Genomic DNA, 20,340 nt, shown 5'->3' on the forward strand with positions numbered 1-20,340 from the left:
AGCGTCCAGCCTTACTGTCTGCCCCAGCCGATCAGCCTGGAGAACCACAAGAATGAACAACATCGCCACCCACCTGGCACCCGAACGCAGCGCCACCGAGCAGCGCCTGCGTGAGGAACTGGCGGCCTGTTACCGCTTGATTGCGCACTTTCGCATGACCGATTTGATCTTCACCCACATCTCGGTGCGCATTCCGGGGCCGGAGCATCACTTTCTGATCAACCCTTACGGGTTGATGTTCGATGAAATCACCGCGTCCAATCTGGTGAAGATCGACCTTGATGGCCACGCTGTGGAACCGTCGCCGTATCCGGTCAATCCGGCTGGCTTCGTGATCCACAGCGCCATCCACGGCGCCCGTGAAGATGCGCAATGCGTGCTGCACACCCACACCAAATCCGGTTGCGCGGTGGCGGCGTTGAAGTGCGGGCTGTTGCCGGTGAACCAGATTTCCATGGAGTTCTATGGCCGGGTCGCCTACCACGACTATGAAGGCGTGGCGCTGGACCTGAGCGAGCAAAAAAGGCTGGTGGCGGACCTGGGCGACAAATCGGTACTGATGCTGCGCAACCATGGTTTGCTGACCGTCGGTGAGACGGTGAGCCAGGCATTCCTGCGCATGTACTATCTGGAAAAAGCCTGTGAAATCCAGTTGGCCGCCCAGGCCGCCGGTGAAGTCGTACTGCCGTCTGACGAGGTCTGCGCGCATACCGAGCGGCAGTTCAATGATCCGGGGCGGCCGTTGGAGGAGGGGGCGCTGAGTGATCCGGATGCCATGCAACTGGCGTGGGCGGCGTTGTTGAGAATGCTGGATCGAGTGGCGCCGGGTTACCGCGACTGATCCAGATCCTGTGTTGCATGGACTGACGCCATCGCGAGCAAGCTCGCTCCCACAGGGTGAGAGGGTGTACGCAAGATCTGCGAACAACCCAGACCACTGTGGGAGCGAGCTTGCTCGCGATGGGCGCGCCACGGTCCCCCGGGCTTACACCCGACTAGAGAAACTGCCCGCTCTTGCTGTACATTCGTTCAGCCCGCCGCTACCCCGCGCGGGCCTAAACGATTGAACCAAGGAGCGTGTCGCCCATGAATCAGGAAGCCCGTTTTTCCCGCATGGAACCGGAGTTGCGCAAAGCCAACCTGATCGAGGCGACGCTGGTGTGCCTCAAGCGTCATGGCTTCCAGGGCGCGTCGATCCGCAAGATTTCCGCCGAGGCCGGGGTCTCGGTGGGGCTGATCAGCCATCACTATTCCGGCAAGGATGAGCTGGTGGCCGAGGCTTACATGGCGATCACCGGGCGGGTCATGACCTTGCTGCGTGACGCCATGGAGCAAGCCGCGCCGAATGCACGGGAACGCTTGTCGGCGTTTTTTCGCGGATCGTTCTCCGCCGAGCTGCTGGATCCGCAACTGATCGATGCGTGGCTGGCGTTCTGGGGCGCGGTGAAAACCGCCGAGGCCATCAACCAGGCCCACGATCATTCCTATGGCGAGTATCGCGGCATCCTGCGCAAGGTGCTGGCGGAACTGGCTCAGGAGGAGGGCTGGGAAAGCTTCGACGCCGACCTCGCCGCCATCAGCCTCAGCGCCTTGCTCGACGGCTTGTGGCTGGAGTCCGGGCTGAACCCCGGCACCTTCACCCCGGAGCAGGGCATCCAGATTTGCGAGGCCTGGGTCGATGGTTTGCAAGCCGGCGGACGACAGCGCTTCTGCGTGCAGACGAGCGACTGTTGATCAGTCGTTCAGCAATCGATACTCTCTGGCGCCGACGCAGGAAAACACTCTAATAAGAAACTGGCCTTCGGGCCTATGCCGGACACCAAGCGATGACTCCTCGGGTATTGATCGTCGATGACGATCCGCTGATTCGCGATCTGCTACACGCCTACCTGTCCCAGGAAGGTTACGACGTCCATTGCGCCGCCACGGCGGAACTGGCGGAAACCTTCCTCGCTAGCCAGACCGTCGACCTGGTGATGCTCGACATCCGCCTGCCGGGCAAGGACGGCCTGACCCTGACCCGCGAGTTGCGGGTACGTTCGGAGGTCGGGATCATCCTGATCACCGGGCGCAACGATGAAATCGACCGCATCGTCGGCCTCGAATGCGGCGCCGATGACTACGTGATCAAACCCCTCAATCCAAGGGAGCTGGTGTCCCGGGCGAAAAACCTGATTCGCCGGGTACGTCATGCGCAAACGCCAGCGCCCGCCATCGCGGCGGCCAAACCGGTCAAGCAGTTTGCCGACTGGGCGCTGGACACCGACCGCCGTCGCCTGATCGATCCGTCCGGCAGCGAAACCCTGCTGACCCACGGCGAATACCAGTTGCTCAGCGTGTTCCTGCGCAACAGCGGCCACACCCTCAGCCGCGATCAATTGATGGACCAGATCCGCAACCGCGAATGGGTGCCCAACGACCGCTCCATCGACGTGCTGGTCGGGCGCCTGCGCCGCAAGTTGCATGACGATCCGGCCGAACCCCAGTTGATCATCACCATTCACGGCGCCGGTTACCTGTTCACCGCCAGCGTGGCGGCCTGAAGCCGATGGCGCGATGGCTTTGCCTGCTGGCGATACTGGTGGCCGGCCATGCCGTCGCGGCGGATAAGGTCCGCTATTGCGATTACCCGGTGTACCCGCCGATCTCCTGGAGTGATGGCAAGCAGGTGCGCGGCCTGGCGCCCAGCGTGGTGAAGCACTTGTTCGGTCAACTGGGGTATGAAGTCGAGATAGTCGTGCTGGGCAACTGGAAACGCTGCCTGCTGGACGCCGCCGAAGGCCGGGTCGATGTGGTACTGGCCTATAGCACCGCGCAACGGGAGCAGAGCATGCTGTTCTCGACGGTGCCGGTATTGCGTGAAGAAGTGGCGTTGTTCGTCAACCGCCAGCATCCGGTGAAATTCGAACAACTGGACGACCTGGCCCGTTACCGCGGTGGCCTGTTGTTCGGTGAGAGCTACGGCGTGGAGTTCGATCGTATGGTCGCGCGCAACAACAATATCGAATGGGTTTCCGACAGCCACCAGAACTTCGGCAAGCTGATTCGCGGGCGCATCGACTTCATTACTCAGGAGCGGCGCACCGGCCAGCTGTACGTGGAAAACCTGCCCGGCGGCCAGGACATCGTCGCCTTGCCCAAGGCGTTGAACGTGGACTACCTGCGGGTTGCCGTGTCGCGGCGCTCGCCCTTGGCCACTCGCATGCCCGAGATCAATGCGCAGTTGCAGCGCATGGTCGATGCCGGTGACATCGAGCGCTGGCTCAACGAAAGCGAAGTGACCTACCGCGACATGATCAACCTGCCGGCGGATGCGCAATGATTCGCGCCCGTCCCGGTGGACTGTTGCGACGCCTGTTGCTGTTCATTCTGTTGTTCAGCCTGTGCTTCACCGTGCTCGCCAGCAGCGTGCAACTGTACATCGAGTATCGACGGGAAATGCGCGACATCGATTCGCGCATGGAACTGATCCGCGCCGGGTACCTGGCCAGCCTGGAACGCAGCCTCTGGGACTTGAACCAGGAGCAGTTGAATGTGCAGTTGCGCGGGCTGGTGGACTTCTCCGACGTCGCGCGGGTGCACTTGACCAGCGCCGACTTCGACCTGGTACAGGGCAATCCGGCCCCTGCGGGACCGCTGCGCATCGAGCGCTTTGCCCTGGACTATCAGCCGCCGTCCGGCCCTTTGCGCAACTTGGGTGAACTGGAAGTCAGCACCGATCTGGGGGCGGTGTACCAGCGACTCTACGCCACCGGTTTGACCAGCCTGTTGTGGATGGCGGTGTTTCTCTGCGGTCTGGCCGTTGCCTTGTCGGGCTTGTTTTATCGACTGGTGACCCGGCACCTGAAAGTCATGGCCGAGTTTGCCCGGCGTATCGCCGCCGGTGAATGGCAGGAACCCTTGCACCTGGACAAACGCCGCGGCAGTGACGAAATCGACACCGTGGCCCATGCGCTGGACGACATGCGCCGGGCGATCCTGCGGGACATCGAGCGCCGGGAAACCGATCGGCTGGCCTTGCAGGACAACCGTGACGAACTGCTGAAAATGGTCGAGCGCCGTACCGCCAGCCTGATGCGCGCCAAGGACGAAGCGGAAGCGGCCAACCTTGCCAAGTCGCGGTTCCTGGCGACCATGAGCCACGAACTGCGCACCCCCCTCAATGGCATTCTCGGCATGGCCGAATTGCTGCGCGGTGCTCGGCTGGATGCCCAGGACGGCAAACGCCTGGATGCCTTGCACAAGGCCGGCGAAGGCTTGCTGACAATCCTCAACGAAGTGCTGTATTTCGCCAAGCTGGAGGAGGGTGTCAGCCATCCCGAACCGGTGGATTTCTCGCTGCGCCAGTTGCTCGACGAGGTACTGACTCTGTTGGAACCGCGAGCGCTGAGCAACGACACAATCCTCAGTTGCCGCGTCGATCAGAGGATTGCCGAGCATCACCACGGCGCCGAGCAGTTCCTGCGCCAAGTGCTGAGCAACCTGCTGGCCAACGCGATCAAGTTCACCGAAGGCGGCGAAGTCAGCGTCGAGGTGGCGCTGCTCAGCGAAACCGGCGAACAGTTGGGACAGCGGCTGCGGGTCTGTGTCACGGACGACGGCATCGGCATTGCCCCGCAGATGCAGGAAAAGATTTTCGAGCGCTTCACCCAGGCCAGCGAAGAAGTCGCGCAACGTTTTGGGGGCACGGGGTTGGGGTTGGCGATCTGCAAACACCTGGTGGAGCAGATGGGGGGCTGCATCGGCGTGGACAGTGAAGAGGGGCGCGGCAGTTGCTTCTGGTTCGAGTTGTCCTTGCAGCCGGCCAGCGGCGTGGCTGAGGCCCCGCCGGTTCGGGCAGCGAGGCCGGCACTGAATATCCTGGTGGTCGAAGACGTGGCGCTCAACCGCGAAGTGGTCAAGGGCTTGCTGCAACGGGACGGCCACCGGGTGTGGCTCGCCGAAGAAGCGGATCAGGCGCTGCAACACTGCGCGGCGCAGGTGTTCGACCTGATACTGCTGGACGTGCATCTGCCGGGCATTAGTGGTGTCGAGTTATGCCGCCAGATCCGCCACAGCGACGGGTCGAACCGCTATACCCGCATTTTCGCCCTGACCGCCAGCGTGCAACCGGCACTGGTGCGCGGTTATCTGGAGGCCGGCATGGACGGTGTCCTGGCCAAGCCCTTGAAGCTGGAAAACCTGCGCCAGGTGCTGGAAGGGCATGTGCCTGTGGTCGAATCGCTGCTCAGCAATGAGGCAATGGACTGGCCGCTGTTACAGACCCATCGCAGCCTGCTCGGTGCGCAAAAGGTCCAGGGTCTGCTGGCGGTTCTGCGTGACTCGATCCTGCAGCACCGCGAGGCGCTGAATGAAGCCATGGCCGCCGATGACTGCACAGAGGTCGCGCAACTGGCTCACCGCTTGGCCGGTAGCTGCGATTCCCTGGGTTTTCGGGGCTTGGCCAGCACGTTAAGGGCGCTGGAGACCTTGGCGCTGGCAAACGATGAATCGGCGATCCGCCGCATGAGCCTCACGCTCGATGAGCAATTGCAGCACTCGCTCGATACCCTCGAAGGCCTGTTGCAGAGCTGACGTACAAGTTTGTTACGACTTTGTACAACTTCGATCTTTACGGTCAACGCGAACTTACATGGCTTTCCAATAATCGACGCAACCGCCGCAGCGCGGTCTTCGAAGCTTATTGGAGATAATAATAATGAATTGCCGTAAAGCTGATCCCTCCCTGCGCCGTGACGTCCTGTCGCGCGCTGCGCACCTCTCTGACTGCTGAGGTGCCGACATGAACGAAAACACTGATCACAGCACTGATCGTAAAGGCATCCAGCTGACCCGGGCCCTCAAGAGCCGGCACATCTTCATGCTGTCCCTGGGCGGCGTCATCGGCACCGGGTTGTTCATGGGCTCCGGAGTGACCATCAACCAGGGCGGCCCGGTGGGGGCGATCCTGGCTTACCTGGTCGCGGGTTTCCTGATGTACCTGGTGATGGTCTGCCTGGGTGAACTGTCGGTGCAGATGCCGGTGTCCGGTTCGTTCCAGACCCACGCAACAAAATACATCGGCCCGGCCACCGGGTTCATGATCGGCTGGGTGTACTGGATGAGCTGGGCCACCACCGTGGGTCTGGAGTTCACCGCCGCCGGCATGCTGATGACCCGTTGGTTCCCGGAGGTGCCAATCTGGTACTGGTCGGCGCTGTTCGTGGTGGTGCTGTTCGGTATCAATGCCATGGCGACCCGCGCCTTTGGTGAAGCCGAATACTGGTTTTCGGGGATCAAGGTCGCGGCGATTCTCGGTTTCATCGTGGTCGGTGTGCTGGTGATCTTCGGCGTGATGCCCCTGAGCAGCGGCGCACCGGCGCCGATGGCGACCAACCTGATCGGCGATTCGTTGTTCCCCAACGGCCTGTCAGCCGTGTTCGCGGTGATGATGACCGTGGTCTACGCGTTCCAGGGTTGCGAGATCATGGGCGTGGCCGCCGGTGAAACCGACCAGCCGGAAAAAAGCATTCCCCGCGCCGTGCGCAACGTGGTGTTCCGCGTGCTGATCTTCTACGTGCTGGCGATCATCGTGCTGTCGGCCATCGTGCCCTGGCAGCAGGCGGGCCTGATGGAAAGCCCGTTCGTGCAGGTGTTCGACATGGTCGGCATTCCCTATGCGGCCGACCTGATGAACTTCGTGATCCTTACCGCGATCCTGTCGGTGGGCAACTCCGGCCTGTATGCCTCGACGCGCATCCTGTGGGCAATGTCGAAAACCGGCATGGCGCCCAAGAGCCTGTCGCCCTTGAGCAAGCGTGGCGTGCCATTGCGCGCCTTGAGCATCACCCTGTGCTTCGCGCTGGTGTCGCTGATGACCAGCTTCGTCGCCGCCGACACCTTGTTCATGGTGCTGATGGCGGTGAGCGGCATGTCCGGCACCGTGACCTGGATTGTCATCGCGCTGGCGCAGTACAAGTTCCGCAAGGCGTATTTGCGTGACGGCGGCAAACTCAGCGACTTGAAATACCGCGCGCCGTGGTTCCCGGTGCTGCCGCTGATGTGCATCACGTTGTGCTGCTCTCTGTTCGTGTTCCTGGCCCTGGATGAAACCCAGCGTCCGTCGCTGTATTGGGGCTTTGGATTCATTGCGCTGTGCTATGGCGCGTACTTCCTGATCCATCGCAAGCGCGGGGCGGTGCTGGCGCCGAGCTTGCCGGCTGCATAACACCTCCAGATAACCACTTCCCCCCCTGTGGGAGCGAGCTTGCTCGCGATGGCGGCATCAGGTCCAACATCACTGTTGACTGGTCTACCGCTATCGCGAGCAAGCTCGCTCCCACAGTTGTTTCAAGCGATTTGCCGCTGGTCGCGACTGTCAGATCTGACAGTAGATTGCATCGGAACTCCACAGCCTAATGATGCGGAATTCGTCGGTCTGCCGTGCGAGATTAAAATCAACCAGGAAGGAGCACCCAATGAACAGCAATCGGATCAGGAACGGTGACTTTACAACCGGAAACTTCGAGCATTGGACGGTGAGCGAAAATGACGGAACAGCGAAAGTCGTGAGGGATGGAAGTGGCTACAGAGCCAGAGTCACTCTGGGTAAAGGAAAGCCGGTATTGCTCGAAACAGCGCGCTTCTCAATCAGGCGGCCACAGTTCAAGCTGTCCCTTGAAGTTTCCGTGCCTGAACCCGGTGATGAAGACGCTACCACCAAGTTGTATTGCACGCTCTCCGGATTCGAGCCTTCCCAACCGATGCCAATCATATTGCTCATACCCTTCACGTTATCCGGAACCAGCACAGTATTTGAATACATCGGCGATATGCGATCTAGTGTCACTGAAGTGCAATTGTCTATTGCACTTGCGCCTGTATCTCAACCAACAGCGTTGGGACCGATCTACCTCAACAACGTGAAGTACACAGTGGATCTTTCGGATAAATCGGTCGGTTAAAACAATTCCATAGTCAGTTCCGACAACATCACCCTCAAACCCGGTTACATCTCCTGTGGGAGCGAGCTTGCTCGCGATTGCGGTAAGTCAGTCAACTGTGATGTTGAATTTGACGCCGTCATCGCGAGCAAGCTCGCTCCCACATTGGTTTGTGGTGGGCAAAAGATCTGCGACTGACGTCCTGTCGCCAGTTGTTCGAAGTTGTAACAGTACCAACGGCTCACGCTCGCCAATCAACAAATAACTCAATAAAAACAATAATTTAACTATTTATTGAGCTTGTTACAGCCCATTTCCTCGCCGATTGCCGCCTTACTGAACACTCGTTTAGTATGGCCTCAAGTCGCATCACCTCAGACAAACACAATAATTCGAGGATTCCCATGACCACTCAATCGTCGCTGCTCAGTCAGGTCGAAGCAGGCGTTGCCTGGATCACCCTCAATCGCACTGCCCAGCGCAATGCGCTGGACATTCCGACGCTGAAAAACCTGCACGGCTTGCTCGACGCTTTCAACGCCGATCCAGCGGTGCGCGTGGTGGTGCTCACCGGTAGCGGCCGTAGTTTCTGCGCCGGCGCGGACCTTGATGAATGGGCCGATGCCGAAGCCCGGGGTGCATTGGAAACCTACGGTTGGACCGAAACCGCCCACGCCCTGATGACCCGCCTGCACAGCCTGGAAAAACCGACCATCGCCGCCATCAACGGCACCGCCGTCGGTGCCGGGATGGACCTGACCCTGTGCTGCGACCTGCGCATCGCCGGGCAATCGGCACGCTTCAAGGCCGGCTACACCAGCATGGCGTACTCGCCGGACGCCGGCGCCAGTTGGCACTTGCCGCGCCTGATCGGCAGCGAACAGGCCAAGCGTCTGCTGTTCCTGGACGAATTGTGGGGCGCCGACCGTGCCCTCGACGCCGGTCTGGTCGGCGATGTCTGTGCCGACGATCAACTGCTGACGGTCACCAGCGAACTGGCCGCACGCCTGGCCGCTGGCCCGACCTTTGCCTTCGCCCAGACGAAGAAACTCATGCGTGAAGGCGCCGAACGCAGCCTGGCCGAACAACTGCAAGCCGAACTCGCCGCCGGCCTGCTCTGCGGTCGCAGCGAAGACGGCAACGAAGCCCTGCGTGCCGCCATGGAAAAACGCCCGGCACGCTTCATCGGTCGTTGATTCCTCTCCATCTCCCAGAACACGAACAACAGGTAGCACCATGAATTTCCAACTGACCCAAGAACAAGAAATGTTGGTGGACTCGGTACGCAGCTTCGTCGAGAAGGAACTGCTGCCCTATGAAGAGCAAGTCGACCGCGCCGACGAGGTTTCCCCGGAACTGGCAGCGCAGATTCGCGGCAAGGCCATCGCGGCAGGTTTCTACGCCTTCAACATGCCCGAAGAAGTGGGTGGCGGTGGCCTGGACTACCTGTCCCAGGCGCTGATCGAGCGCGAGCTGTCCAAGGTGTCCTGGGCGCTGCACGTGTTTGTCGCACGGCCGTCGAAAATCCTCATGGCTTGCAAGGGCGAACAGATCAACGACTACCTGTTGCCGTGTATCCAGGGCGAAAAAATCGACTGCTTCGCCTTGACCGAACCGGGTGCCGGCTCCGATGCCAATGCGATCAAGACCCGCGCCGTGCGTGAAGGCGACGACTTCATTCTCAACGGCAGCAAGCACTTCATCAGCCACGCCGGCCACGCCGATTTCGCCATCGTCTTCGCCGTCACCGACACCTACGAACACAACGGCAAGAAACGCAACGCCGTGACCTCGTTCCTGGTCGACCGCAACACTCCGGGAATGACCATCCGTCGTGGGCCGAAGTGCGTGAGCAACCGTGGCTATCACACCTTCGAAATGTTCTTCGACGACTGCCGCGTGCCGGCCAGCAAAGTGCTGGGCGAAGTCGGCAAGGGTTGGGACGTGGCCAACGCCTGGCTGACCGCCGGGCGCGTGATGGTCGCGGCCAACTGTGTCGGTCAGGCCCAGCGCGCACTGGACGTGTCCTTGCAATGGGCGGCGGACCGCAAGCAATTCGGCCAGCCGATCGGCACCTATCAAGGCGTGTCTTTCAAGCTGGCGGACATGGCCACGCAAATCCGCGCCGCGGAACTGCTGACCCTGCACACCGCCTGGAAAATGGACCAGGGCACCATGACCGATGGCGAGGCCGGCATGGCCAAGCTGTTCGCCAGTGAAGTGCTGGGCCGTACCGCCGACGAAGCGGTGCAGATCTTCGGCGGCATGGGCCTGATGGACGAAGGTCCGGTGGAGCGCATCTGGCGTAACGCGCGGATCGAACGGATCTGGGAAGGCACTTCGGAAATCCAGCGCCACATCATTTCCCGCGAGCTGCTGCGGCCGCTGCTGCGCTGATCGGCCCGGAGAACTCCCATGTCCCAAACCATTCGTGACAACCTCAAACGCATGCTCGCGCCGCAACACGTGGCGTTCGTCGGCGGCCGCAGCATGGCGCGCGCCCTCAAGCGCTGTGCCGAAGGCGGCTACCAAGGGCAAATGTGGCTGGTCAATCCGCAGCACGACAGCCTCGAAGGCGTTCCTTGCGTGCGCAGCGTTGCCGAGCTGCCTTGCGGCCCGGACGCGGTATTCATCGCCACCAACCGTGAGTTGACCCTGACTTGCGTGGCCGAACTGGCCGCCATCGGCGCAGGCGGCGCGATCTGCTACGCCTCCGGCTTCGCCGAGACCGGTGCCGAAGGCCAGGCCCTGCAACAGCAACTGCTCAAGGCCGCTGGCGACATGGCCTTGCTCGGCCCCAACTGCTACGGCCTGCTCGACTACCTGCACAGCTCCGCTCTGTGGCCGGTGGCCCACGGCGGCAAGGCAGTTGAGAAGGGTGTGGCGGTGCTGACCCAGAGCGGCAACTTCGCCTACAACCTGTCCATGAGCGACCGCTCGCTGCCGGTGGCCTACATGGCCTCGGTGGGCAATCAGGCGCAACTGGGCGTGGCTGAACTGATGGACGTGTTGCTCGACGAACCTCGGGTCACCGCCATCGGCCTGCATCTGGAAGGCCTGAAGAATGTGCCGGGTTTTGCCCGCGCTGCGCACAAGGCACTGGAGAAGGGCATTCCGATCATCGCCCTGAAAACCGGCGTGTCGCAGATCGGTGCCGAACTGGCCTTGAGTCACACCAGTTCGCTGTCCGGCTCCGATGCGCTGTATGACGCGCTGTTCGACCGTCTCGGGGTGATTCGCGTCAGCGGCCCGGTGAGTTTTGTCGAAACCCTCAAAGCCGCGGCCTGCGGCAATCTGCCGGCGGGCAACAGCCTGATTGCGCTGGCCTGTTCCGGTGGCGACGCCGGGCTGATTGCCGACTACGCCGAACGCAACGACCTGGGCCTGCCGAAACTCGACCAAGGGCAGGTCGGCGAACTCGCGCAAGTGCTGCCAACCTATGCCAACCTGGTCAACCCGCTGGATTTCACCACGGCGATCTGGGGCGACGGCGAAGCCTTGAACCGCATGCTCGACAGCGCGCTGCGCACCGAAGCCGACGCGGCGATGCTGGTGCTCGACTATCCGTCGGAGTTCACCGGCGAGCGCAAGGAATGCGACCTGCTGCTGGAGTTGTACTGCGCGGCACTGCAACGTCACGGCAAGACCGGCTTTGTCACCTCGGCCTTCCCCGAGTTGCTGCCGGCCCATGCCCGTGAACGTCTGCACGCCCAAGGCGTCGCAGCCTTGCAGGGCGTTGAAGACGGGTTGGCCGCGTGGGGCCGCATCGCCGGTTATCAGCGCAATCGCCATGCCTTGCTGGCGCTGGGGGAATCGGCGCTGGTGCCGTTGTGCCCGCAGGCGCTGGAAGGCGAGGGACGCTTGCTCAATGAATGGGATTCCAAACAGGCGTTAAAAGCCTTTGGCCTGCCGACGCCCAACGGCGTATTGAGCACGCCGGACAAGGCCCTGAAGGACGCAGAAACCCTGGGCTATCCGCTGGTACTCAAAGTGGTCAGCGCTCAACTGCCACACAAGACCGAGGCCGGTGCCGTGGCGCTAAACCTCAAGGATGGCGCGGCATTGAGCGCAGCACTGGAGAAGATGCGCACCAGCATTGCCGCTTACGCCCCGGGCGTCGTGTTCGATCAGCTGTTGCTCGAACCCATGGCCAAGCCGCCATTGGCTGAGCTGATTGTCGGCATCAAGCGCGAAAACGATTTCGGCCTCGCCCTGGTGATCGGTGCCGGCGGCATTCTGGTGGAGTTGCTCAAGGATAGTCGCAGTCTGTTGCTGCCGACCACCGACGGCGCGATCCGCAATGCCTTGCTCAGTCTGCGCAGCGCACCGCTACTGCAAGGTTTCCGTGGTCGTGAGTCTGCTGACCTGGACGCCTTGGTGGCCGCGATTCGCGCCGTGGCCGATTACGCCTGCGAAAACGCCGCGCAGTTGCTGGAACTCGATGTGAACCCATTGTTGGTCAGTGCCCAAGGCACGACTGCGGTCGATGCGTTGATTCGCCTCGGCCACGAGTGAGGACATGAATATGCAAAGCAAAACATTGACCGGTGGCCAGGCCCTGGTGCGCCTGTTGGCCAACTACGGCGTCGATACCGTGTTCGGCATTCCGGGCGTACACACCCTGGAGCTGTATCGCGGCTTGCCCGGCAGCGGCATCCGTCATGTGCTGACTCGTCATGAGCAGGGCGCCAGTTTCATGGCCGACGGCTACGCCCGGGTCAGCGGCAAACCCGGCGTGTGCTTCGTCATCACCGGCCCCGGCGTGACCAACGCCGCCACCGGCATCGGCCAGGCCTACGCCGACTCGATTCCGATGCTGGTGATTTCCAGCGTCAACCACAGCGCCAGCCTGGGCAAGGGCTGGGGCAGCCTACACGAGTGCCAGGACCAGCGCGCAATGACCGCGCCGATCACTGCGTTCTCGGCCGTGGCACTGACTGCCGAAGACCTGCCGGAACTGATCGCCCGTGCCTACGCGGTGTTCGACAGCGAGCGCCCGCGCCCGGTGCACATCTCGGTGCCGCTGGACGTGTTGTCGGCGCCGATTGCCCGTGACTGGAGCAATGAGGTGGTGCGTCGTCCGGGTCGTGGCCCGGCGTCGACCACCGCAATTGATCAAGCCGTGGCCAAACTCAAGGCTGCCAAGCGGCCGATGATCATCGCCGGTGGTGGCGCCCTCAATGCCACCTTTGAACTGCAAGAAATCAGCACCCGGCTGGCCGCGCCACTGTTCACCAGCGTCGCCGGTAAAGGCCTGCTGCCGCCGGACGCGCCGCTCAACGCCGGCTCATCCCTGTGTGTGGAGCCGGGCTGGAACCTGATCGCCGAGGCCGACGTGGTGCTGGCGGTCGGCACCGAAATGGCCGACACCGACTTCTGGCGCGAACGCCTGTCACTCAATGGCGAACTGCTGCGGGTGGACATCGACCCACGCAAATTCAACGACTTCTACCCCTGCGCGGTGGCGTTGCATGGCGATGCGCAACAAACCCTCAGTGGCTTGCTTGAGCGCCTGCCAACCGACGTGCGCGAGGCCAGCGCTGCGATTGCCTCGGTCGCCGCACTGCGTAAAGCGGTCAAGGCCAGCCATGGCCCGTTGCAATCGATTCATCAGTCGATTCTGGATCGCATTGCGGCGGAGCTGCCGGACAACGCTTTCATCAGCACCGACATGACCCAACTGGCCTATACCGGCAACTATGCCTTCGACAGCCTCGCCATTCGCAGTTGGTTGCACCCGACCGGCTACGGCACCTTGGGATATGGCCTGCCGGCCGGGATCGGCGCCAAATTCGGTGCGCCGCAGCGGCCTGGGCTGGTGCTGGTGGGCGACGGTGGTTTCCTCTACACCGCCCAGGAACTGGCCACCGCCGTGGAAGAACTGGACAGCCCGCTGGTGGTGCTGCTGTGGAACAACGATGCGCTGGGGCAGATCCGCGACGACATGCTCGGCCTGGACATCGAGCCCATCGGCGTCTTGCCACGCAACCCGGATTTCGCCGCCCTTGCGCGTGCCTTCGGCTGCACCGTGACCCAGCCGCAAAGCCTCGCCGAGTTGCAGACCGACTTGCGCCATGGCTTCAAGCGCAACGGCGTGACCCTGATCGAACTCAAGCATGCCTGTGCGCATTGATCTGCATTTTAAGGGGACGAAGCCATGCGCTTTTCCGATCTGACTCAACGTATCGCCGGTGACGGCGCCGCCGCGTGGGACATTCACTACCGCGCCCTGGCACTGCGCGAGCAAGGTGAAGACATTCTGCTGTTGTCCGTGGGCGATCCGGATTTCGACACGCCACAGCCCATCGTGCAGGGTGCGATCGACAGCCTGCTAAACGGCAACACGCACTATGCCGAGGTGCGCGGCAAGCGTGCCCTGCGCGAGGCCATTGCCAGGCGTCATCAACAACGCAGCGGCCAAAGCGTTTCGGCCGATCAGGTCACCGTACTGGCCGGGGCGCAATGTGCGCTGTTCAGCGTGGCCCAATGCGTACTCAATCCGGGTGACGAAGTGATCGTCGCCGAGCCCATGTACGTCACCTACGAAGCGGTATTCGGTGCTTGCGGTGCCGTGGTGGTGCCGGTGCCCGTACGCTCGGAAAACGGCTTTCGCGTGTTGCCCGAAGATGTCGCCGCGCGCATCACTCCGCGCACCCGGGCGCTGGCACTGAACAGCCCCCACAACCCGTCGGGCGCGAGCCTGCCGCGCAGCACCTGGGTCGCCTTGGCTGAGTTATGCATCGCCCACGACCTGTGGCTGATTTCCGATGAGGTCTACAGCGAACTGCTGTTCGAAGGCGAACACGTCAGCCCGGCGAGCCTGCCGGGCATGGCCGAGCGCACTGCGACCCTCAATAGCCTGTCGAAATCCCACGCCATGACCGGTTGGCGCGTCGGCTGGGTGGTGGCGCCGCCATCTTTGGCCGCGCACCTGGAAAACCTCGCGTTGTGCATGCTCTACGGCTCGCCGGATTTCATTCAGGACGCCGCCGTGGTGGCCCTGGAAAGCAACCTGCCGGAACTCGAAGCCATGCGCGAAGCCTATCGCCAGCGTCGCGATCTGGTGTGCGACAGCCTGGCCGATTGCCCCGGCGTGCGGGCGTTGAAACCCGATGGCGGAATGTTCGTGATGCTCGATATCCGCCAGACCGGGCTCAGCGCCCAGGCGTTTGCCGACCGTCTGCTGGATCGCCACGGCGTGTCGGTCCTGGCGGGCGAGGCCTTTGGTCCGAGCGCGGCGGGGCACATTCGCCTCGGTCTGGTGGTCGGTGCCGAACCGCTGCGCGATGCCTGCCAGCGCATTGCCCGTTGTGCCCAGGAATTGATGGAGGCCCAGGTTCATGCTTAATCACAAGACACTGTTCATTGATGGCCGCTGGCAAACCCCGTCGGGGCGGGGTATCGCCGAGGTGATCAACCCGGCCACCGAGGAAGTCTGCGGCAGCGTTCCGCTGGGTGATGAACTCGATGTTGAAAACGCCGTGGCGTCGGCTCGCCGGGCGTTCACTTCATGGTCGCGCACGCCGTCCAGCGTGCGTGCCGGTTATATCCGTGCACTGGCCGATCAACTGCGCAATCGTGCCGATGAGATGGCCGCGGTCATCACAACGGAACTGGGCATGCCGGTGCAATGGTGCCGCTCGGTGCAGGTCGACGGGCCGATCACTGGCCTTGAGCAGTACGTCGAACTGGCGCATCTCATGGACGAGGTGCGCGAAGTTGGCAACTCGCTGGTGATCCGCGAGGCCGTGGGTGTCTGCGCGTTCATCAATCCGTGGAATTACCCGCTGCACCAGTTGATCGGCAAACTCGCCCCGGCACTGGCCGCCGGTTGCACGGTGGTGGTCAAGCCGAGTCAGGAAACCCCGCTGCATGCCTTCCTGCTGGCGCAGATGATCGAGGACATCGGCCTGCCTGCCGGGGTGTTCAACCTGGTCAGCGGTCCGGGCTCGAAAGTCGGCGAAGCGCTGGCCAAACACCCGGACGTGGACATGGTGTCGTTTACCGGCTCCACCGGTGCCGGGGTGCGGGTCGCGCAAGCGGCGGCACCTTCAGTCAAGCGCGTGTGCCTGGAACTGGGCGGCAAGTCGCCGTTGCTGATCGCCGAGGATGCCGACCTGGCAGCGGCGGTGCGCTACGGCGTGCAGGACGTGATGATCAACTCCGGCCAGACCTGCACCGCGCTGACCCGCATGCTGCTGCCGGCCAGCCGCTACGCGGAGGCCGTCGAACTGGCGCTGGCGGAAACGTTGAGTCTGCGCATGGGCGATCCCCTCGACCCGCAAAGCTTCCTCGGCCCGATGTGTTCGGCCGGGCAAAAACGCACTGTGCTCGATTACATCAAGGTCGGCCAACAGGAAGGCGCACGGTTGCTGTGCGGCGGTGACACGCCATCGACGTTCGAGCGCGGGTTCTATGTCAGCCCGACATTGTTCGCCGATGTCGACAACCGCATGCGCATTGCCCAGGAAGAAATCTTCGGCCCGGTGCTGTGCCTGATTCCCTACGCCGATGAGGCGCAAGCGATCCAGATCGCCAACGACTCGCCGTTCGGCCTGTCCAGCGGCGTCTGGGCCGGCAGTGCCGAGCGCGCCTTGCAACTGGGGCGCCAACTGCGCGCCGGTCAGTGCTTCCTCAACGGTGCGGCATTCAATTATCAGGCGCCGTTCGGTGGCTACAAACAGTCGGGTAACGGTCGCGAATGGGGTGAGGAGGGGCTGAACGAGTTCGTCGAAGTGAAGGCGATCCAGGTGTGACGGTTGGCGATTCAAACGTTGTATGCACCGGGCCATGGCCCGGTGTTTTGCGTGGTTTTGAACCGGTAATTCATTAGCTTTTTGATCAGGGGCAATGCAATGAGCGATAACAAAAACAAGATTACTCAAGCGAACCATGAATTCAGTTTTCCGCGTAGAGACTTCCTCAAGTACAGCGCCGCTGCCGCAGCGGTGGCCGGGGCGTTCTCCATGGGCCTGCCGTTTGGCGCCTTTGCCGGGGAGGCCACGCCAAAACCCGGCGGTGTTCTGCGTCTGGGCCTGGCCGGTGGCAGCACCACGGACTCCAAGGATCCGGGCTCCTGGGCGGACACCTTCACCTTCGTCGGCTTCTCGGCGGTCTATAACACCCTGACCGAAATTGCCGTCGACGGCACGGCCATCCCCGAGCTGGCAGAAAGCTGGACCTCGACCCCGGACGCGCGCATCTGGACCTTCAAAATCCGTCAGGGCGTGACCTTCCACAACGGCAAGACCCTGACCGCCGATGACGTGGTCGCTTCGATCCAGCACCACCTCGGCGAGAAATCCACCTCGGCGGCCAAGACCGTGCTGGGTGACGTGGCCAAGGTCAGCGCCAACGGCAGCGACAGCGTGGTGTTCGAACTGCACTCGGGCAACGCCGATTTCTCGTATGTGGTCGCCGATTACCACCTGGCGATCATGCCGAGCAAGGATGGCGCGGCGGACTGGCAGGCCGGCGCCGGCACCGGTGGCTATCGCCTCAAGGACTTCGAGCCGGGCGTGCGCATGACCCTGGAACGCAGCCCCGATTACTGGAAACCGGGCCGGGCACACTTCGCCAGTGCCGAATTGATCGCCATCGCCGACGGCGCGGCGCGGGTCAACGCGCTGGTCACCGGGCAAGTGGATGTGATCAACAAGGTCGACCTGAAAACCGTCGCGCTGCTCAAGCGCAACCCGAACCTGGTCATCGAAGAAACCAAAGGCGCCCAGCACTACACCTTCCCGATGCTCACCGACAGCCAGGTGTTCCAGAACAACGACGTGCGCCTGGCGATGAAGCACGCGATCAACCGCGAAACCCTGCTGGCTTCGGTGCTGCATGGCTATGGCCTGGTGGGCAACGACCATCCGATCCAGCCTGGCAGCCGCTTCATCAACACTGCGCTGGAGCAGCGCACCTACGACCCGGACAAGTCGCGCTTCTACCTGAAAAAGGCCGGTCTGGATTCGCTCAAGGTTCGCCTGCAAGCCTCCGACGCAGCCTATACCGGCGCCGTGGATGCTTCGGTGCTGTTCAAAGAACAGGCTCGCGCCGCCGGGATCGATATCGACGTGGTGCGCGAACCGGCGGACGGCTTCTTCTCCAACGTGTGGATGAAGCAACCGTTCACCACTTCGTTCTGGTACAGCAGCCTGACCGCCGACCGCATGTTCAGCATCGGTTACGCCAAGGGCGCGGCGTGGAACGAAACCCACTGGGACAACCCGCGCTTCAATCAACTGCTCAACGCCGCTCGCGGCGAAATGAACGACCCGCTGCGCCGCGAGATGTACAACGAAATGCAGGCGCTGTGCCGGGACGAGGGCGGGGCGATCGTGCCGTTGTTCGCCAGTTCCGTGGCGGCGCGTTCCAACCGCGTGGTTCACGGCGGGCAGACCGCGCCCTATGGCGAGCTGGATGGCCTGCGGGTGATCGAGCGGTGGTGGCAGGCGTGATGCCGGGATCGATCAAAAAATGACGATCAACTGTGGGAGCGGGCTTGCTCGCGAAAGCGGTGTGTCAGTCGCCACATATGTCAGCTGACAGAACCTCTTCGCGAGCAAGCCCGCTCCCACAGGGGAAATCGCAGTCTTCAAAGACGTGCCCAATTCAAGGAACTGCACGATGAGAAGTATTTTCAAGCTGTTGGGACAGCGTCTGGCGCTAGGCCTGCTCTCGCTGTTCGCCGTCTCAGTGATTATTTTCCTGGCCGTCGGCATGCTCCCTGGCGATATCGCCCAGGCCATGCTGGGCCAGTCGGCCACCCCGGAAACCGTGGCCGCCTACCGCGCGCAACTGGGGCTGGACCTGCCGCCATTGTCCCGCTTTGGCCACTGGATCTGGCAGTTGCTGCACGGTGATCTCGGTGTGTCGCTGGCCAACCAGCGGCCGATCGCCGAACTGGTGGGTACGCGTTTGGGCAACACCTTCAGCCTCGCATTGCTGGCAGCGCTGGTGTCGGTGCCGCTGGCTTTGCTGCTGGGGATGCTCGCGGCGTTGTACCGCAACAGCTGGTTCGACCGTTTGCTCAACACCTCGGCGCTGAGCGCGGTGTCGTTCCCCGAGTTTTTCGTCGCCTACATCCTGATCCTGGTGTTCGCGGTGAAGCTCAACTGGTTCCCGAGCATTTCCAACCTCGCGCCGGACGCCTCATTGGGCACGGTACTGGAGCGTTCGGTGTTGCCGGTGGCGACCCTGAGCCTGGTGGTCATCGCGCAGATGATGCGCATGACCCGCGCATCCTTGATCAACCTGCTGGCCAGCCCCTACATCGAAATGGCCCGGCTCAAGGGCATCAGCCAGTCGCGGATCATCTTCCGTCACGCCTTGCCCAATGCCCTGGCCCCCATCGTCAACGTGGTGGCGCTGAACCTGGCGTACCTGGTGGTTGGCGTGGTGGTGGTCGAAGTGGTGTTTGTCTATCCGGGGCTCGGCCAGTTGCTGGTGGACTCGGTGGCCAAGCGTGACATCCCGGTGGTGCAGGCCTGCAGCCTGATCTTCGCCGCGACCTACATCCTGCTCAACACCAGTGCCGATGTGCTGTCGATTGCCAGCAACCCACGCTTGATGCATCCGAAGGGGTAGACCATGAGCCTGTTAAAACAAGTGTGGCAGGCGCCCCTGAGCGCCAAGTTCGGTTTGTTGATGATCCTGCTGTACGTGCTGGTGGCGGTGTTCGCGCCGGTATTGGCACCGTTCGGCGAAACCCAGGTGGTGGGCGAGGGCTTCGCCCCCTGGGGCGGGCAGTTCCTGTTGGGCACCGATAACCTGGGGCGCGACATGTTCAGTCGCCTGGTCTATGGCGCGCGCAATACCCTGGGCATTGCCTTCCTCACCACCGTCCTGGCGTTTCTGCTCGGCGGCTTGAGCGGCTTGATCGCGGCGATCAAGGGTGGTTGGGTCGACCAGGGATTGTCCCGGGTGGTGGACATCCTGATGGCCATTCCGCAACTGATCTTTGCCTTGCTGATTCTCAGCGTGGTCGGCACCACGGCGACGTCGCTGGTGCTGGTGATTGCGCTGCTGGATGCGACCCGGGTGTTTCGGCTGTCTCGTGCTGTGGCGATGAACGTGGTGGTCCAGGATTTCGTCGAAGCCGCACGCCTGCGCGGTGAAGGCCTGTGGTGGCTGGTGACCCGCGAGGTGTTGCCGAACGCGGCGGCACCGCTGATTGCCGAGTTCGGCCTGCGTTTCTGCTTCGTGTTCCTGTTCATCAGTGCGCTGTCGTTCCTCGGCCTGGGCATCCAGCCGCCCACCGCCGACTGGGGCAGCATGGTGCGCGACAACGCGGTGCTGATCACCTTTGGCGACATCAGCCCGTTGCTGCCCGCCCTGGCCGTGGCCTTGATCACAGTCAGCGTCAATTTCGTCGTCGACTGGATGCTGCACAAATCCAGCGGCCTCAAGGAATGCTGAA

16 protein-coding genes are annotated in these 20,340 nt (G+C 62.5%); all 16 read left to right on the forward strand.

Features of this window, described 5'->3' with window-relative positions:
• Positions 1-52: 52 nt before the first annotated feature.
• The 16 genes from ABIE16_RS08985 (at position 53) to ABIE16_RS09060 (ending at position 20,339) form a co-directional block, all read left to right on the forward strand.
• On the forward strand, positions 53-841 hold the full coding sequence (locus ABIE16_RS08985) for a class II aldolase/adducin family protein (RefSeq protein ID WP_429520925.1): 789 nt from the start codon (positions 53-55) through the stop codon (positions 839-841).
• 245 nt (positions 842-1,086) lie between these two features.
• Positions 1,087-1,734 carry a TetR family transcriptional regulator C-terminal domain-containing protein gene (locus tag ABIE16_RS08990; protein WP_090455090.1) on the forward strand — a complete coding sequence of 216 codons (648 nt, stop codon included), beginning with the start codon at positions 1,087-1,089 and terminating at the stop codon, positions 1,732-1,734.
• A 92-nt stretch (positions 1,735-1,826) separates the two neighbouring features.
• A complete protein-coding gene (locus tag ABIE16_RS08995) occupies positions 1,827-2,543 on the forward strand; it encodes a response regulator (protein WP_057714926.1) in 717 nt (238 codons plus the stop codon).
• Between the two features lie 5 nt (positions 2,544-2,548).
• On the forward strand, positions 2,549-3,322 hold the full coding sequence (locus tag ABIE16_RS09000) for a substrate-binding periplasmic protein (RefSeq protein WP_429520926.1): 774 nt from the start codon (positions 2,549-2,551) through the stop codon (positions 3,320-3,322).
• Positions 3,319-5,574, forward strand: coding sequence for an ATP-binding protein (locus ABIE16_RS09005; RefSeq protein ID WP_429520927.1), 2,256 nt, complete (start codon positions 3,319-3,321; stop codon positions 5,572-5,574). Before ABIE16_RS09000 ends, ABIE16_RS09005 begins: the two co-directional genes overlap by 4 nt.
• A 208-nt stretch (positions 5,575-5,782) precedes the next feature.
• Positions 5,783-7,207, forward strand: a complete 1,425-nt coding sequence (locus ABIE16_RS09010) for an amino acid permease (RefSeq protein WP_218495937.1) — start codon at positions 5,783-5,785, stop codon at positions 7,205-7,207.
• Positions 7,208-7,457: 250 nt separating this feature from the next.
• On the forward strand, positions 7,458-7,943 hold the full coding sequence (locus ABIE16_RS09015; RefSeq protein ID WP_429520928.1) for a hypothetical protein: 486 nt from the start codon (positions 7,458-7,460) through the stop codon (positions 7,941-7,943).
• Between the two features lie 383 nt (positions 7,944-8,326).
• The gene (locus tag ABIE16_RS09020) at positions 8,327-9,118 is read left to right on the forward strand and encodes an enoyl-CoA hydratase/isomerase family protein (RefSeq protein ID WP_056725050.1); all 792 of its coding nucleotides are present in this window, start codon (positions 8,327-8,329) and stop codon (positions 9,116-9,118) included.
• Positions 9,119-9,158: 40 nt separating this feature from the next.
• Positions 9,159-10,319, forward strand: coding sequence for an acyl-CoA dehydrogenase family protein (locus ABIE16_RS09025; RefSeq protein WP_008021395.1), 1,161 nt, complete (start codon positions 9,159-9,161; stop codon positions 10,317-10,319).
• Positions 10,320-10,337: 18 nt separating this feature from the next.
• Positions 10,338-12,437, forward strand: coding sequence for an acetate--CoA ligase family protein (locus tag ABIE16_RS09030; protein ID WP_429520929.1), 2,100 nt, complete (start codon positions 10,338-10,340; stop codon positions 12,435-12,437).
• Between the two features lie 10 nt (positions 12,438-12,447).
• The gene (locus ABIE16_RS09035; RefSeq protein ID WP_340312207.1) at positions 12,448-14,055 is read left to right on the forward strand and encodes a 5-guanidino-2-oxopentanoate decarboxylase; all 1,608 of its coding nucleotides are present in this window, start codon (positions 12,448-12,450) and stop codon (positions 14,053-14,055) included.
• A gap of 24 nt (positions 14,056-14,079) precedes the next feature.
• Positions 14,080-15,270 carry a pyridoxal phosphate-dependent aminotransferase gene (locus ABIE16_RS09040; RefSeq protein WP_429520930.1) on the forward strand — a complete coding sequence of 397 codons (1,191 nt, stop codon included), beginning with the start codon at positions 14,080-14,082 and terminating at the stop codon, positions 15,268-15,270.
• Complete coding sequence (locus ABIE16_RS09045; RefSeq protein WP_429520931.1) at positions 15,263-16,678, forward strand: aldehyde dehydrogenase family protein; 1,416 nt, start codon at positions 15,263-15,265, stop codon at positions 16,676-16,678. The genes ABIE16_RS09040 and ABIE16_RS09045 overlap by 8 nt, the downstream gene beginning before the upstream one ends.
• Positions 16,679-16,777: 99 nt before the next feature.
• Positions 16,778-18,379, forward strand: a complete 1,602-nt coding sequence (locus tag ABIE16_RS09050) for an ABC transporter substrate-binding protein (protein ID WP_218495929.1) — start codon at positions 16,778-16,780, stop codon at positions 18,377-18,379.
• A 169-nt stretch (positions 18,380-18,548) separates the two neighbouring features.
• Positions 18,549-19,508 carry an ABC transporter permease gene (locus ABIE16_RS09055; protein ID WP_057714915.1) on the forward strand — a complete coding sequence of 320 codons (960 nt, stop codon included), beginning with the start codon at positions 18,549-18,551 and terminating at the stop codon, positions 19,506-19,508.
• 3 nt (positions 19,509-19,511) lie between these two features.
• Entirely contained in the window at positions 19,512-20,339 is an 828-nt protein-coding gene (locus tag ABIE16_RS09060; protein ID WP_057714914.1) for an ABC transporter permease, read from the forward strand.
• The last annotated feature ends 1 nt before the right edge of the window (position 20,340 follow it).

This window comes from Pseudomonas sp. 2725 (genome assembly GCF_050434585.1).
Lineage (GTDB): Bacteria > Pseudomonadota > Gammaproteobacteria > Pseudomonadales > Pseudomonadaceae > Aquipseudomonas > Aquipseudomonas jessenii.

What these genes read in the sequence shown, in the direction of transcription:
- ABIE16_RS08985 (WP_429520925.1), top strand. Translation starts at nt 53, where the DNA reads ATGAACAACATCGCCACCCACCTGGCACCCGAACGCAGCGCCACCGAG.
- ABIE16_RS08990 (WP_090455090.1), top strand. Translation starts at nt 1,087, where the DNA reads ATGAATCAGGAAGCCCGTTTTTCCCGCATGGAACCGGAGTTGCGCAAA.
- ABIE16_RS08995 (WP_057714926.1), top strand. Translation starts at nt 1,827, where the DNA reads ATGACTCCTCGGGTATTGATCGTCGATGACGATCCGCTGATTCGCGAT.
- ABIE16_RS09000 (WP_429520926.1), top strand. Translation starts at nt 2,549, where the DNA reads ATGGCGCGATGGCTTTGCCTGCTGGCGATACTGGTGGCCGGCCATGCC.
- ABIE16_RS09005 (WP_429520927.1), top strand. Translation starts at nt 3,319, where the DNA reads ATGATTCGCGCCCGTCCCGGTGGACTGTTGCGACGCCTGTTGCTGTTC.
- ABIE16_RS09010 (WP_218495937.1), top strand. Translation starts at nt 5,783, where the DNA reads ATGAACGAAAACACTGATCACAGCACTGATCGTAAAGGCATCCAGCTG.
- ABIE16_RS09015 (WP_429520928.1), top strand. Translation starts at nt 7,458, where the DNA reads ATGAACAGCAATCGGATCAGGAACGGTGACTTTACAACCGGAAACTTC.
- ABIE16_RS09020 (WP_056725050.1), top strand. Translation starts at nt 8,327, where the DNA reads ATGACCACTCAATCGTCGCTGCTCAGTCAGGTCGAAGCAGGCGTTGCC.
- ABIE16_RS09025 (WP_008021395.1), top strand. Translation starts at nt 9,159, where the DNA reads ATGAATTTCCAACTGACCCAAGAACAAGAAATGTTGGTGGACTCGGTA.
- ABIE16_RS09030 (WP_429520929.1), top strand. Translation starts at nt 10,338, where the DNA reads ATGTCCCAAACCATTCGTGACAACCTCAAACGCATGCTCGCGCCGCAA.
- ABIE16_RS09035 (WP_340312207.1), top strand. Translation starts at nt 12,448, where the DNA reads ATGCAAAGCAAAACATTGACCGGTGGCCAGGCCCTGGTGCGCCTGTTG.
- ABIE16_RS09040 (WP_429520930.1), top strand. Translation starts at nt 14,080, where the DNA reads ATGCGCTTTTCCGATCTGACTCAACGTATCGCCGGTGACGGCGCCGCC.
- ABIE16_RS09045 (WP_429520931.1), top strand. Translation starts at nt 15,263, where the DNA reads ATGCTTAATCACAAGACACTGTTCATTGATGGCCGCTGGCAAACCCCG.
- ABIE16_RS09050 (WP_218495929.1), top strand. Translation starts at nt 16,778, where the DNA reads ATGAGCGATAACAAAAACAAGATTACTCAAGCGAACCATGAATTCAGT.
- ABIE16_RS09055 (WP_057714915.1), top strand. Translation starts at nt 18,549, where the DNA reads ATGAGAAGTATTTTCAAGCTGTTGGGACAGCGTCTGGCGCTAGGCCTG.
- ABIE16_RS09060 (WP_057714914.1), top strand. Translation starts at nt 19,512, where the DNA reads ATGAGCCTGTTAAAACAAGTGTGGCAGGCGCCCCTGAGCGCCAAGTTC.